The 13,878-nt window shown below is 49.0% G+C and carries 14 protein-coding genes; 4 read left to right on the top strand and 10 right to left on the bottom strand.

Translation table 11 applies throughout. From position 1 onward, the window contains the following. Position 1: 1 nt before the first annotated feature. Genes CWE09_RS08160 through tldD form a run of 3 tightly spaced genes read left to right on the top strand, consistent with a single transcriptional unit; the run spans position 2 to position 6,126 of the window. Positions 2-3,877 carry a YhdP family protein gene (locus tag CWE09_RS08160; RefSeq protein WP_126803476.1) on the top strand — a complete coding sequence of 1,292 codons (3,876 nt, stop codon included), beginning with the start codon at positions 2-4 and terminating at the stop codon, positions 3,875-3,877. Further along, a complete protein-coding gene (locus CWE09_RS08155) occupies positions 3,864-4,688 on the top strand; it encodes a carbon-nitrogen hydrolase family protein (protein ID WP_126803475.1) in 825 nt (274 codons plus the stop codon). Before CWE09_RS08160 ends, CWE09_RS08155 begins: the two co-directional genes overlap by 14 nt. Then, positions 4,681-6,126: a metalloprotease TldD gene (gene tldD, locus CWE09_RS08150; protein ID WP_126803474.1), complete on the top strand. Its 1,446-nt coding sequence runs from the start codon at positions 4,681-4,683 to the stop codon at positions 6,124-6,126. The genes CWE09_RS08155 and tldD overlap by 8 nt, the downstream gene beginning before the upstream one ends. 10 nt (positions 6,127-6,136) lie before the next feature. On the opposite strand, the gene yjgA is transcribed toward tldD, so the two are convergent. Next, complete coding sequence (gene yjgA, locus CWE09_RS08145) at positions 6,137-6,661, bottom strand: ribosome biogenesis factor YjgA (RefSeq protein WP_126803473.1); 525 nt, start codon at positions 6,659-6,661, stop codon at positions 6,137-6,139. A 165-nt stretch (positions 6,662-6,826) separates the two neighbouring features. Between yjgA and pmbA the strand changes: the two genes are divergently transcribed. Further along, positions 6,827-8,170, top strand: a complete 1,344-nt coding sequence (gene pmbA, locus CWE09_RS08140; protein ID WP_126803472.1) for a metalloprotease PmbA — start codon at positions 6,827-6,829, stop codon at positions 8,168-8,170. A gap of 5 nt (positions 8,171-8,175) precedes the next feature. Here pmbA and CWE09_RS08135 read toward each other — a convergent pair whose 3' ends face one another. From CWE09_RS08135 to kdsC, 9 genes are read right to left on the bottom strand one after another with little or no spacing between them, the layout of a single operon-like run. Then, complete coding sequence (locus CWE09_RS08135; RefSeq protein ID WP_126803471.1) at positions 8,176-8,451, bottom strand: HPr family phosphocarrier protein; 276 nt, start codon at positions 8,449-8,451, stop codon at positions 8,176-8,178. Continuing rightward, positions 8,448-9,296 (bottom strand): RNase adapter RapZ, encoded by an 849-nt coding sequence (rapZ, locus tag CWE09_RS08130; RefSeq protein ID WP_126803470.1) that lies wholly within the window; start codon positions 9,294-9,296, stop codon positions 8,448-8,450. The genes CWE09_RS08135 and rapZ overlap by 4 nt, the downstream gene beginning before the upstream one ends. Then, positions 9,287-9,751: a PTS IIA-like nitrogen regulatory protein PtsN gene (gene ptsN, locus CWE09_RS08125; protein WP_126803469.1), complete on the bottom strand. Its 465-nt coding sequence runs from the start codon at positions 9,749-9,751 to the stop codon at positions 9,287-9,289. The genes rapZ and ptsN overlap by 10 nt, the downstream gene beginning before the upstream one ends. Positions 9,752-9,754: 3 nt before the next feature. After that, entirely contained in the window at positions 9,755-10,042 is a 288-nt protein-coding gene (gene hpf / locus CWE09_RS08120; RefSeq protein ID WP_126803468.1) for a ribosome hibernation promoting factor, read from the bottom strand. A 25-nt stretch (positions 10,043-10,067) separates the two neighbouring features. After that, positions 10,068-11,525: an RNA polymerase factor sigma-54 gene (locus tag CWE09_RS08115; protein WP_126803467.1), complete on the bottom strand. Its 1,458-nt coding sequence runs from the start codon at positions 11,523-11,525 to the stop codon at positions 10,068-10,070. A gap of 9 nt (positions 11,526-11,534) precedes the next feature. Beyond that, entirely contained in the window at positions 11,535-12,260 is a 726-nt protein-coding gene (lptB, locus tag CWE09_RS08110) for an LPS export ABC transporter ATP-binding protein (protein ID WP_126803466.1), read from the bottom strand. Beyond that, positions 12,247-12,795, bottom strand: a complete 549-nt coding sequence (gene lptA / locus CWE09_RS08105; RefSeq protein WP_126803465.1) for a lipopolysaccharide transport periplasmic protein LptA — start codon at positions 12,793-12,795, stop codon at positions 12,247-12,249. Before lptA ends, lptB begins: the two co-directional genes overlap by 14 nt. Further along, positions 12,755-13,333, bottom strand: coding sequence for an LPS export ABC transporter periplasmic protein LptC (gene lptC / locus CWE09_RS08100; protein WP_126803464.1), 579 nt, complete (start codon positions 13,331-13,333; stop codon positions 12,755-12,757). The genes lptA and lptC overlap by 41 nt, the downstream gene beginning before the upstream one ends. Continuing rightward, entirely contained in the window at positions 13,330-13,878 is a 549-nt protein-coding gene (gene kdsC, locus CWE09_RS08095; RefSeq protein WP_126803463.1) for a 3-deoxy-manno-octulosonate-8-phosphatase KdsC, read from the bottom strand. Before kdsC ends, lptC begins: the two co-directional genes overlap by 4 nt.

Genomic DNA, 13,878 nt, shown 5'->3' with positions numbered 1-13,878 from the left:
CATGATTCGCAGTGTAGTCGGCTTTATTATACGAAAACTCTGGCTGACACTGGCTCTTCTGCTGGTGCTGGCCGCAGTTGCGTTGAGCGTTGCGCGTTACAGCTTACCTTACCTGGATCATTATCGGGCTGACATCGAGCAGCTTGTGGAAGACTATTATGGTCAGCAGGTAAGCATAGGTTCATTATCCGCTGACTGGACTGCATCAGGGCCGTCGCTGGTGTTACAGGATCTGGAGTTGCAGCTGGATGAGGATTACCCTTTTCAACTGACTGTTGATAGTACCCATCTGGTACTCAACTTCTGGCAAAGTCTGTGGGACCGGCAGCTACTCCTGGATAACTTTATCCTACGCGGCGTGCAGCTGGATTATTATACCGACATAGTTACTGAAGTAAGAACTGAACAGCCCCTTTTTGACGCCTTAGAGAGCTTGTTGCTAGAGCAGCTGGAGCGCTTTCAGGTAATTGATAGTCAGGTTCGCATTCTTAACCAGGCAGGCATCGCGAAGGCTATTTATGTTGAAGAATTAAGTTGGACTAACCAGCCGAATCAACGCCAGGCGCTGGGCCGGTTTCAGGTCGCAGATGTGACTGCAAATAATCTTGATTTCATATTGGATGTAAAGGGCGACAGTTTTGCTTCTATGCAGGGGCAACTCTATGTTGAAGCTCAGCAGTTGGATATTTCTCCGTGGCTGGAACAGGTGGTGACGGATGTTGATATCGACAGAGCTGAATTTAACCTGACTGGCTGGCTTGATTTTGCGGAGGGAGAACCGGTCCAGGGGCAGCTTCATTTTGGTGAAAATAATCTGCGCTGGGAACGTGATGGCACTCAGCATGAATTGGTGAGTAGGCCGGTGATCTGGGCCTTATGGCCGGAAGAAGATGGCTGGGTATTTAATAGCGAAACCTTAACGCTGGAATTAGACGGGGAACTCTGGCCGATTGAGTCTGTGATCTGGGAATACTCTGACGGCCAGCATATATGGAATATCAGCGACCTTGAATTGCGTGATATCGGCCCGTTATGGAGTTTCCTCGGAACTCCGGCGGAGCAGTTTCGGAATTGGTTCGAAGGTACACAACCCAGTGGCTTAATTAACGATGTTCATGTGGCACTGGATACCGACCGTAATTGGCGTTTTCACGCGCGAGCGAACAACCTCAGCTGGCAAACACATCGCGGGGTGCCCGGTATTGAAGGCCTGAATCTGGAATTCTGGAGCAATACTGAACGCGGTGTTTTTAATATTACGGGTAATGATGTGCGTTTACGCTCACCTGCGACCTATGATAAAGCGCAGCATTTATCGTCGATAGACTGGTCGGGATACTGGCACCGGCTGGATAACGGCTGGGCACTGGCGGTGCCGCAAGCAGCGGTAAATTTGCCTGAGGTAAGCTTTGATCAGCAACTATTCATCAGCCGCCAGAATAACGAAAGCCCGAAGTTAGAATGGGCTATTAATGGTCGTGGGCATGATCTTAAAGTTGAGCACGCTATAGATTTATTGCCTTTACAGCTGGGGCCTGGGCTTAATAATTATCTTAGCGACGCGCTACATGCCGGTAATGTAAATACCATGGCAATGGTATGGCGGGGTGCGTTGCAGGACTTTCCATACCAGGATCACGATGGTGTATTTCAGGCGCACGTCGAAGCTGATTCCTTAGATTTTCGCTTTCAGCCCGACTGGCCCCTGATTACTGACACCTCGCTGCAATTAAACTTTGCTCAGGGAGGGCTTACCTTTGAGGCTGAAGGCGGGCAGCTTAAAGAGGTCGATATTAAGCGCATCGAGGCCAGTATCAACGACATATTATCACCTCATCCCTGGTTACTTATTGATGCTGAGGTGCGCGGCAGCGGGGCCCAGGGCGAGCAGGTGTTTGCTGAAAGTCCATTGGCGGATAGCGTCGGCGCTGCTTTGCAGCAGGTTCAGGTGCAAGGCGAGGTTGAGGGTGCTTTTAGTTTGCATATACCGCTTTTTGCCGCACAGGAAGTGAATGATGGCGAAGCCGGGTTCCGGGCTGAAGGCAGCATTGATTTCAGTGGTCAATCTATCTTTATAGTACCGGTGCAGCGGGAACTTGAATCTGTATCCGGCCAATTTACCTTTGCTAACTCAAAAATTGGTTTTGAGGACGTTACGGCTACGGTTTTCGATTTACCGGTAGCGATCAATATGCAGGGAGACACCTCTGAAGAGGGCTATTCGTTAGCGACCGAAATTCGGGGTGAATGGCAAGTTGCCGATTTACTGGCCGACATTGACGATCCCTTGTTGCATCAGCATTTTAGTGGAAGTTTACAGTCGTTGACTGATTTCACGCTCGATCTGGACTCTGATGGCTACCGTTTTGACTGGAATATGGATACCGAACTAACTGAAATGGATATCGGCATGCCAGCGCCTTTTGCAAAAGAGCAAGGTGAATCGATAATCTGGAATACCCGAGTGTGGGGTGATAGCCAGCAGCTTAATCTGGAAAGTTACTGGCCACAGGCCCTTTCCGTGCGCGGGGCAATGCAGACGGGCGCCAGTACTTTTGACTGGGTTGCCGTGGAACTGGGCGATTACACAGATAAAACACTGCCTGTTGATCCTTCAGGGTTATTAGTTGACGTGCTTCTGGCTGAGGCGAGTGTAAATGAATGGATCCCATATCTTAATCTGCTACGCCATCGTGAAGAAGATATCGAAAGTGGTCCTTTGCCTTTTGTTTTTGAACTGCCTCCTTTGGAGGTTTTAAATGCGGATATCGATCAATTGAACTGGCTGGGCCAGGAGTTGAAACGAGTCGAAGTGAAAGGCGATAGGAAAGAGAACAACTGGCGTTTTACAGTCAATGCCGAGCAGGCGCGACTAATACTGGATTTACCGCAGGATCTGGACGAACGAGTAGAAGTAGAGATCGACTTTCTTAACCTGCAACGCCTGAACCTGGGCGATTCGAAGGGCGAGGTTTCGCTGGTTGAACAAAATGTTTTTGACCGATTGCCCCCTTTACGTATGGTTTGCCATATTTGCCGCTATCGGGATAACGAGCTGGGCAGGGTTCTGGTTGAACTTGAGCCTGCGCTGGAAGGCGAGCAACTGCAGCTGTTTAACATCAGCCGCACCGGCGCTGAACTCAATGTGACCGGAGGTTGGTTGCGACAGGATGATGAATACCAGACAAACCTGAAGGGCTGGTTTGCCAGCAGCGATATCGGTAATTTGTTGCAGGATTTTGGTACGGATTCTGTGGTCAGAGATTCCAGTGCGCAGCTGGAATTCGATCTTTACTGGCAGGGCGACCCTCAGTCGTTTAATGTAGAAACATTAAACGGCGAAGCTGAATGGAGTCTGGGTTCAGGGTATTTGCGAGATGTCAGTGATGGCGGTGCCCGCCTGTTTTCGTTATTTAGCCTGGAAAGTCTGGTACGCAAACTGACGCTGGATTTTCGTGATGTTTTCGCCCGGGGCATGTTTTATTCAAGCTTTCGCGGCAGTATGGATATAGCAAGTGGTGTTGTTCATACTACGAATACCCGAATGAACGGATCGGCAGGGGACATGGAGGTGACGGGGAGCACGGATCTGAACCAGGAGACACTGGATTATAATCTGGTCTATGTACCTAAAGTAACCTCTAGTTTACCAGTGCTATTGGCATGGATGGTAAACCCTCCGAGTGGCATTGCGGCATTGTTAATCGACCGCGTACTGCACGATGCTCAGGTTATTTCACGATTGGAATACCATATCGGCGGCACGATGTCGGAGCCTGTGGTTACTGAGGTCGCCCGTGATGAGACCGGGGTCGATATTTCCGATACTGAATTGGAACAACAACTGGAAGAGGAACTGAATAATGACACAAATTAGTGTAGTGCAGTGGACATCCGGTAATGTACCCGAAGAAAATCTGCAGCAACTGCAGCAGTTGCTGCAGTTGCTTCCAAAACAACGTCCACAGTTGGTGGTGTTGCCTGAAGTCTTCGCCACTTTTGGGGCTGGTGAAGCTAATCAGGTGGAACGAGCTGAAAAACCAGGTGCTGGTTTTATCCAGCAGTCAGTGGCCGATATGGCGCGTGAACACGACCTCTGGATCCTGGCGGGTACTATTCCGTTGCAGGCTGGGGAACGTTATGCTGCGGCATCTATGCTGTATGATAATCAGGGCGTCGAACAGGCGCGTTATGACAAAATTCATCTGTTTGATGCTCAGGTCGAAGATGGTACTGGCAGTTATCAGGAATCTAAATTCACAAAACCTGGAGAGCAGCTCAAAGTAGTCGACACGCCTTTTGGTAAGATAGGCATGGCGGTGTGTTATGATCTTCGATTCCCTGAACTATTCAGGGCCCTGCGTCAGCAGGGAGCAGAGCTTATCGTGTTGCCATCTGCTTTTACTAAGGTAACAGGGTCGGCGCACTGGAAGCCGTTGTTGCAGGCACGGGCTATTGAAAATCAGTGTTATCTGATAGCGCCCAACCAGGGTGGTACTCATCCGGACGGACGCGAAACCTGGGGCCACTCAATGATTGTGGATCCCTGGGGCAAAATACGTACAGAGATTGGCAGTGACCTAGGAGTTGGTAGCGCACGTATTGACTTAGAAAGCCTGCGTAACGTCAGGCAACGAATGCCAGTTGAAAGTCACAACCGATTTAAGGTGAACCTAAAAGATGCATGAAGTTGTCCATGAGCACTTACTAGCGCGAGCTGATATGAACCAGGCCGATCTTGAACAGGGCCTGGCGCGTCTGTATCAGGGCAGTATCGATTATGCGGATATTTATTTGCAGTCCAGCAGTCATGAAAGTTGGGTGTTGGAAGATGGAATCGTTAAATCGGGTAGTTTCTCTATCGACCGCGGCCTGGGTGTGCGAGCTATTCACGGTGAGAAAACCGGTTTTGCATATGCGGATGAAATTTCGAACAAAGCTTTGTTGCAGACTGCAAGTGCGGCTCGTGGCATTGCTGCCGCTGGTCAGCAAAAGAAGATAGCGGTATTAACTGACAAGCCAACGCCGTCGTTATATCTGCCTGATGATCCCCTCGCGGCTATGAAAGAAGCGCAAAAAATTGAAATTCTGCATGCAGTGAATAACCACGCGCGCAAGCTTGACCCACGTATCAGTGAAGTGACGGTCAGCCTGAGCGCCGTATATGAGCATATTTTGATTGTTGCTACCGATGGTACCCATGCGTCTGATATTCGCCCTCTGGTGCGCCTCAATTGCAGTGTGTTAGCTGAACAGAATGGGCGCCGGGAACGCGGCAGTTCGGGCGGCGGTGGTCGCTTAGGTTATGATTATTTCCTGCAGGCAGATGCAAAAGGCAAACCACGACATCTGGCCTTTGCTGAAGAAGCCGTGCGTCAGGCTTTGGTTAACCTTGAAGCCGAAGAAGCACCAGCAGGAAAAATGCCTGTTGTCCTGGGTGCCGGTTGGCCAGGTGTGCTGTTGCATGAAGCTGTGGGGCACGGTCTTGAAGGTGATTTTAACCGTAAGGGCTCATCCGCTTTTGCCGGAAAAATTGGCGAGCAGGTAGCAGCAAAAGGCTGCACTATAGTAGATGACGGTACCTTAGCGAACCGCCGTGGGTCGCTCAGTGTGGACGATGAAGGCACGCCCAGTCAGCACAATGTGCTTATTGAAGATGGGCGTCTGGTTGGCTACATGCAGGATAAAATGAATGCCCGGCTGATGGGTATGCAGCCGACGGGCAATGGCCGTCGCGAGTCCTTTGCGCACTTGCCTATGCCGCGTATGACAAATACTTATATGCTGGGTGGTAATCATCAGCCGGAAGAAATTATCGCGTCAGTAAAACGAGGTATTTATGCGCCGCATTTTGCTGGTGGCCAGGTGGATATTACTTCTGGCAAGTTTGTATTCTCGGCATCTGAAGCTTATTTAATTGAAGATGGCAAAATTACCCGACCGTTAAAAGGCGCTACCCTGATTGGTAATGGCCCCGACTCCATGCGGCAGGTTTCTATGATAGGCAATGACCTGGCCCTGGATGAAGGTGTTGGTGTTTGTGGTAAAGACGGGCAGAGTCTGCCAGTGGGTGTTGGCCAACCGACATTGAAGCTGGATGCAATGACGGTGGGCGGAACGGCTTAACCCGATGCATTCAGGATTCTGAACTTTCCCGTAAATATTTAAAAAGCTGACGGGAAGCGGCTGGAGGTTTTTCTTGCGCCGCTTCTTTTTCTGCCTGACGTACTAGCTGACGCATTTTCTGGCGCTCTGCTGCCGGATATTCGAGAATAAATGCCTGAATAGCGTCGTCGCCTTCGGCTAAAATACGGTCCCGCCATTTCTCTAACGCGTGAAAACGGGCATTTTCCTGCTCGCCGCTGCGTTGCAGTCCACCCAGAGCCTGCTTTATGGCGTCGCTATCGCGATTGCGCATGAGTTTGCCAATTAACTGCAACTGACGGCGATAACCTTCGCGGGTGTTACGAATTTTACGGGCTAGCTTAATAGCGTCCATCAGCTCGTCGTCGATTGGCATTTTTTGTAATGCGCCGCTACTAATTTCAACTAACTGAGTGCCTAAAGCCTGCAGTTCATTCATTTCCCGTTTCAGCTGACTTTTATTAGGGCGTTCAACAAGTGGAACTGATGGGTTGCGGGTATGCTTTGAATCGCGCATATTCAGGCCTCATGGCAATACATTATTAAAGTCGTAGTTTAACAGAGAAAAGCATAGGGTCAGATCTGATTTTTGTCATTTTTGCTGAAAATCAGATCTGCTCCCACGCTTTTTGATATGCTTGAACTTATTGTTAAGTGATTTTAGTCGCAGGAGGTTGGCCGCGTGAGTGCACAGCAGCAACAATTACAGCAGGATATGACAAAAGCCCGTGATGCGGTTTCAGAAGCCTTAGCTTATGCCAGTAAGTTAGGGGCAAGCTCAGCGGAGTGTGCACTAACTCACAGCCGGGGTCTTACCGTCGACAGCCGTCTCGGCGAAGTAGAAACAGTGGAGTTCAATCAGGACGGCAGTCTGGGTATAACGGTTTATCGTGGCCAGTGTAAGGGCGCAGCAGCGACCGCCGATTTAACCCCTGAGGCGGTGCGCGCAGCGGTAACTAAAGCTAATGAAATCGCTCGTTATACTTCAGAAGATCCTTTTGCGGGTCTTGCTGATGCCAGTTTAATGGCTACGGAATACCCGGATCTTGAGCTTTACTTTGATGCCTCGATGGAGCCTGAATATGCCGCTGAGCAGGCACAACGCTGCGAACGGGCAGCGCTAAGCGATGAGCGTATTATTAATTCTGATGGTGCCAATTACAGTAGCCATGCGGGTTTTCGCGTATACGGCAATAGCCATGGTTTCCTGGGTAATTACATGAGCTCAAGACAAAGCCTGAGCTGCGTGCTTATTGGCAAGCAGGGCGATACTATGGAGCGCGACTACGCCTATACGCTGGCGCGTAATCCCTCCTTGCTGGAGTCGGCAGAAGAGGTGGCCCGCCAGGCGGTGGAAAATACCGTATCGCGTTTAGGCGCCCGCAGTCTGGGGACCTGTCAGGTACCGGTTATTTTTCAGAACGACGTAGCAAATGGTTTATTTGGTCATCTGGTAGCGGCTATTAGTGGTGGCAGTCTGTACCGTAAATCGAGCTTTTTACTGGATAGCCTGAACACTCAGGTATTACCAGAATGGCTGAGCATAACTGAAGATCCACATGTGAAAGGAGGCCTGGCAAGCAGTCCCTTTGATCATGAAGGGGTAGCTACTCAGGCGCGGGATATTATTGACCGGGGTCAATTGAATACTTATCTGTTAACCAGCTATGCAGCCCGTAAGATGAATATGCAGGTTACGGGTCATGCAGGCGGTATCCATAACTGGTTACCCACGTATCAGGATTATAATCTGGATGCTTTATGTAAAAAGATGGGTACTGGCTTGTTAGTAACCGAATTAATGGGGCAGGGTGTAAATATTGTAACCGGTGACTACAGCCGGGGCGCTGCGGGATTCTGGGTTGAAAATGGTGAAATTCAGTATCCGGTATCGGAAATAACCATAGCGGGAAATCTCAAAGATATGTTTGCGAACATGGTGGCTATGTCTAATGATATTGATAAACGGCATGGTGTACAGGCTGGTTCAGTATTGATTGAACAGATGAAAGTGGCGGGTAATTAAAAAAATTACTCTTCTTCTTCGAAGCGCGCCTGGATAAGACCTTCAATGGCGTCCAGCGCTGCTTCGGCGTCTTCACCCCGGGCGTTAACAATGATCGTCTTACCCTGCTGGCTGGCCAGCAACATAAGCGCCATTACGCTATTGGCATTTACTTCCTGAGAACCCTGCGAAATAGTGACATCAGCCGAAAACTGATTGGCGAGCTGGACTAATTTAGTGGCTGCGCGGGCGTGCAGACCTAATTTATTACGAATCATAACTTCGCGGCTTATTTCGCTCATTTCTTGCCTAGTTCCCGATGTTTAACCTGAACCTCAGCGTGCTGAGTGCGGAAATATTCACCCAACTGCTCAGCGATGTAGACCGAACGGTGTTGGCCACCGGTGCAGCCAATACCTACGGTAAGGTAACTGCGATTACTGCGTTGGAAGTAGGGTAGCCAGGTGGAAAGGAAGTTTTCGACCTGATAAACAAACTTTGTAACCAGGGGCTGATGGGCGAGAAACCGTTGCACCGGTTCATCCAGGCCTGTATAGGGTTTAAGTTCAGGCTCCCAATGCGGATTCGGCAATATGCGAGCGTCAAAAACAGTGTCTAAAGTTGTCGGCAGGCCATGCTTAAAACCGAATGACATAAAGACCAGAATCAGTTTATTCATTTTACGGCCCAGCACCCGCTCACTAACCTGCTCACTCAGTTCATGCACACTGTAAGCGCTGCTGTCGATACGCCAGGTGGCTCGCTCGGCTAAAGGCTCAAGCATCTGGTATTCCAGCTTGATGGCATCGAGTAGCGGCAGGGAACCTTGTGATAAAGGGTGTAGACGACGGGTTTCACCAAAACGCCGTAAAATCACTTCATCGCTTGCATCAATAAATAAAATATCAGCTTTCAGTTTCGCCGGCAGGAAGTCCAGAGTTTCGACTAAGTCTTCTTCTCCAGAGGGCAGGTTGCGCACATCAATGCTCACGGCGATGGATTCGTAGTTATCCATGACGGCATGCACAAGGGTGGGCAACAGGCTTATAGGCAAATTATCAACGCAGTAAAAACCAAGGTCTTCAAGCACCCGCAGTGCTATGGTTTTACCAGAACCAGAACGGCCGCTGACAATAATTAGCTGCATACACTGTCGTCCTGAACAAAAAGGTCATAAAGTTCATCGTCGTTACCCGCTTTGCGCAGAGCACGGCAGCATTCTTTATTATTTAATTTACGCGCTACTTCCGACAAAGTACGCAAGTGCGCTTCAGGCTCATTTTCAGGTACCAGCAAGGCAAATATAATGTCTACTGGCTGTTTATCAATAGCATCGAAGTCCACTGGCGACTGCATGGTCAATAATACCGCCACCGGTTTACTGGCCTTTTCCAAACGGCCATGGGGAATCGCTATGCCCAGACCTATTCCAGTGCTGCCAAGTCGTTCTCGCTGCACCAGACTGTCAAAGACATCGTTACGGGTTACTCCAGCTAGCTTAGGTGCGGCTAGTTGGCTGATTGCTTCCAGAAGCTTCTTTTTGCTGGAGTCCTGAACTGCACAACGGGTGCAGTCCAGGCTTAGTATTTCACGAAGTTGCATAGGTTAGTGACGTTTCAGTTTTTCTTTATGTTTAACTACCTGTCGATCTAACTTGTTGATCAAGCCGTCGATAGCAGCATACATATCTTCATGTTCGGAAGTGGCAAAAACTTCACCACCGCTCAGGTGAACGGTAGCTTCCGCTTTTTGCGTGATTTTTTCAACATTTAGTATCACATGAACGTTAGTTATATGATCAAAGTGGCGCTCTAGCTTGGCGAACTTAGTATCTACGTATTCACGTAGGGGCTCAGTAATTTCAACGTGATGACCAGTAAGATTTATTTGCATATACATCGTCCTTCTGTTGCCGTCGTTAAAGTAGGCTTTTACGTTGATTGGAAGGGGGAATATGTAGTGACTCCCGGTATTTCGCAATCGTACGTCTTGCCACTTGGATGCCCTGTTCAGCCATGAGTTCAGCGATTTTGCTGTCGCTCAACGGCTTGGCCGGGGTCTCTGCCGCAACCAGCTTCCGGATAATAGCGCGGATAGCGGTTGATGAACACTCACCACCGTTCTCGGTGCTTACATGACTGGAAAAGAAATACTTAAGCTCAAATATACCCCTTGGAGTGTGCATGAATTTCTGCGTGGTAACCCGTGATACCGTCGACTCGTGCATGTCGATAGCTTCGGCAATGTCATTCAGCACCATAGGTTTCATAGACTCTTCACCATGCTCAAAAAATGCCTGCTGACGTTGCACGATAGCGCTGGTTACTTTAAGCAAGGTTTCATTGCGGCTCTCTATGCTTTTTATAAACCAACGGGCGTCCTGCATATGGTGTTTAATGTATTCCGAATCTTCACTGCGTTTTGCTTGTCCGCTTAACGCTGCATACTCCGCATTTACCTGTAGCTTCGGAACTGAGTCCGGATTAAGCTCTACTGCCCAGCGGCCATTGTGCTTAACCACTGAAACATCGGGAATAACATATTCCGATTCCCGCTGTACTACTGTTTCGCCGGGCCGCGGATGCAGTTGATGGAGCAAGCGCATAACTTCACGCAACTGATCTTCTTTAAGCTTAGTCTTTCTCGCTAAAGTCCGATAGTCGCGGGCAGCTAATAAGTCTAAGTAATCACTGATAATAGCTTTAGTTTCTTGCAGCAAAGGAGTATCTGCCGGCTTTTGGCTGAGCTGTATTAATAAGCACTCACTAACGGTGCGTGCTGCAACACCAACAGGGTCGAAACGTTGTACACGTTTTAATACCATACAGACTTCAGCATCGCTGACTTCGGGAAACTCGCCGTTTACTGCTTGTTGAATATCTTCCAGAGTTTGCGTCAGATACCCGGCTTCATCTACCGCATCAATAATGGCCCGGCCAATGGCTTCGTCTTCTTCGCTAAAATGTGACAATTCCATTTGCCAGGTCAGGTAATCATGCAGGCTTTCGCTGGTCTCGCCCTGATAGGTAAAGTCTTCCCCTGTGGCGCTGCCTTTCGTTGGTGCAGTGCTGGCAGAGTAAACATCGTCCCAGCTGGAGTCAGTCGGTAAATCCTGCGGAATATCCTGTTGGGCGACGGCTTCCCCGGTTTCCATGCTGTCATTGTCTTTTGCGCTGCTTTCGAATTCCTGTAGCGATACGTCATCTGCGCTGCTGTCGTCCTCACTACTGACTTCGAGTAACGGATTGTTATCCAAAGCGTCCTGAATTTCCTGTTGCAGATCCAGCGATGAAAGCTGCAACAGGCGAATCGCCTGTTGCAGTTGCGGAGTCATGGTCAGCTGCTGACCAAGTTTAAGTTGTAAACTCTGCTTCATAATCGCTTCTTATAAAGAAAACTGGTCGCCCAGATAAACATCTTTAACCTGCTGATTTGCTAAAATTTGTTGTGCGCTGCCTGAGGCAATCAAGGTTCCCTGACTGACAATGTAGGCGCGTTCACATACAGATAGAGTCTCCCTTACATTGTGGTCAGTAATCAAGACTCCAATGCCCCGTTCTTTTAATTGCTGGATGATTTTCTTGATATCAAGGACAGAAATAGGGTCGACACCGGCAAAAGGTTCATCTAAAAGTATAAATTTCGGTTCAGCCGCGAGTGCTCTGGCAATCTCGACACGTCGGCGTTCACCACCGGAAAGGCTCATACCCAGGCTGTTTACAATGTGACCAATACTGAATTCGGCAAGCAGCTTTTCAAGTTCTTCCTCGCGTTGTGCAGCATTTAGTTCTTTGCGTGTTTCCAGAATAGCCATGATGTTGTCACGTACGGAGAGCTTACGGAACACCGAGGATTCCTGAGGCAGGTAACCGATGCCTAAGCGGGCTCGGGCGTGCATGGGTAATAAAGTAAGATCTTCGTCATCCAGTGTAATGCGGCCCTTATCATTATTGACCAGGCCAACAATCATATAAAAGGTGGTGGTTTTGCCAGCACCATTAGGACCCAACAGCCCGATAATCTGGCCCGCTTCAACTTCCAGGCTGACGTCTTTTACGACCTGCTTTTTTTTATAACTTTTGGCCAGGTGTTCAATTTTAAGGGTTGCCATTATTCTCGTTTTCCGACTGGTTGCGTGTACGTGGCTGGAAAATGGTGGTAACGCGATCTTCACCATCATCAGAACGTTGCGCGGTTACGCGCTGGTCGTTGACATAATAAGTAATCTGGCTGGCACGCACTAAGTTACCGAGCTGGCGTAATTCCGCATTGCCCCTGAGGGTGAGTATACCTGTACCCGAATCATAACGGATTTCATTTGCCTGGGCCTCTACAGTGACACCCTCTTCAACATCTTGCTGATAACGGGCAGGGGAGCCGGTGGCCACAAATATCTCACCGTCACCTAATTCGTCAGCCGTGCTTTCTACTTCCAGGCGTTCAGCGTTGATCAATAGCGACCCCTGCGCAATAACTACATTATCCTGGTACAGCAGTCGGTTTGCCCGTGAATCAATTTCCTGATAATCAGCATTGACCTGTATCGGCTGCTCAAAATCGCGCTCAAAGTTGTTAGCAAACGCCGGAGCGACTATTAGCAGAGCGCTACTGATTATCGCGCTTAGGGTAATAGATAGTTTTAACATGTTCAGTTAACTCCAGTTGTTGTGCATTGAGGTCGACTTGCAGGCCCTGGCCATGCACTTCAATATTAGGGCCGATAATGAGCACCGGCTGATTACTGCTAATCAGTTGACGTTGGGTGTCAATGACCAGATATTCTGTTTCCATTGTGCGTATAAAGGTGTTTTCAGACAGACTCTTAATTTGTACTTCGTTTTCCAGTATAAGGCGCTGATCATCATAAAAGCTGCCTTTATTTGCGGTTACCTGCCAGCGTTCGGGTTGGTTATCCCGCATGATAGTGGTCAGGTACACTGGTTCTGTTAACTCGGTGAGTCCTATGACGCTGTAATGTGCCATCAGTCGGGAATCAATTCTATGCTGCAGCTCACCATCGGCAGAAAAAATTCTTGAAAATAGACCTTCAGCAATAAAGTCCGGTTGCAGTTGCTCCGGATCTAACTCAGGTGGTTGGCGTTGCTCAGTCGCAAAAGGGCGCCAGAACAGAAGCGCCAGCGCGATACCTATGGTCAATAATATAAAGGCAATTCGCCAGTTCACTCGCTACTTCCCAGATATTGATTTAAATGGCCCTGCGATAACAGCAGCAGGTCAGTGACTTCACGCACGGCGCCGAAACCTCCGGGTAGTGCCGTTACGTAAGCAGCAGCTCGCTGTACGCTGGGATGCGCATCGCGTACAGCGATGCCCAGGCCACAGCTTTTAATCAGAGGTAAATCCGGCACGTCATCGCCGACATAAGCCACCTGCTCGTTACTCAGTTCTAGTTTCTGTTGCAACTCAGTATAAGCCTGAGTTTTGTCATGCTGCCCCTGATAAATATAAGGAACACCCAGCGCCTGCATACGTTTTTCCACAATATTGGACTGGCGACCAGTGATCACCGCTACTTCAATGCCACTATGCAATAAGGCTTTGATACCGAAACCATCTCTGGTGTGGAAGGCTTTTAGTTCTTCGCCCTGATCGCCAAGATAAATACGACCATCAGAAAAGACACCGTCGATATCGCAGATTAAGAGTTTAACGGTGCTGAATTTGGCAAACAGGCTCTTTTCAATATCGCCATACCAGGTGCTGATCAT

This window comes from Aliidiomarina minuta, assembly GCF_003987145.1.
Lineage (GTDB): Bacteria > Pseudomonadota > Gammaproteobacteria > Enterobacterales > Alteromonadaceae > Aliidiomarina > Aliidiomarina minuta.
This window is presented reverse-complemented; position numbering and strand designations above follow the sequence as displayed.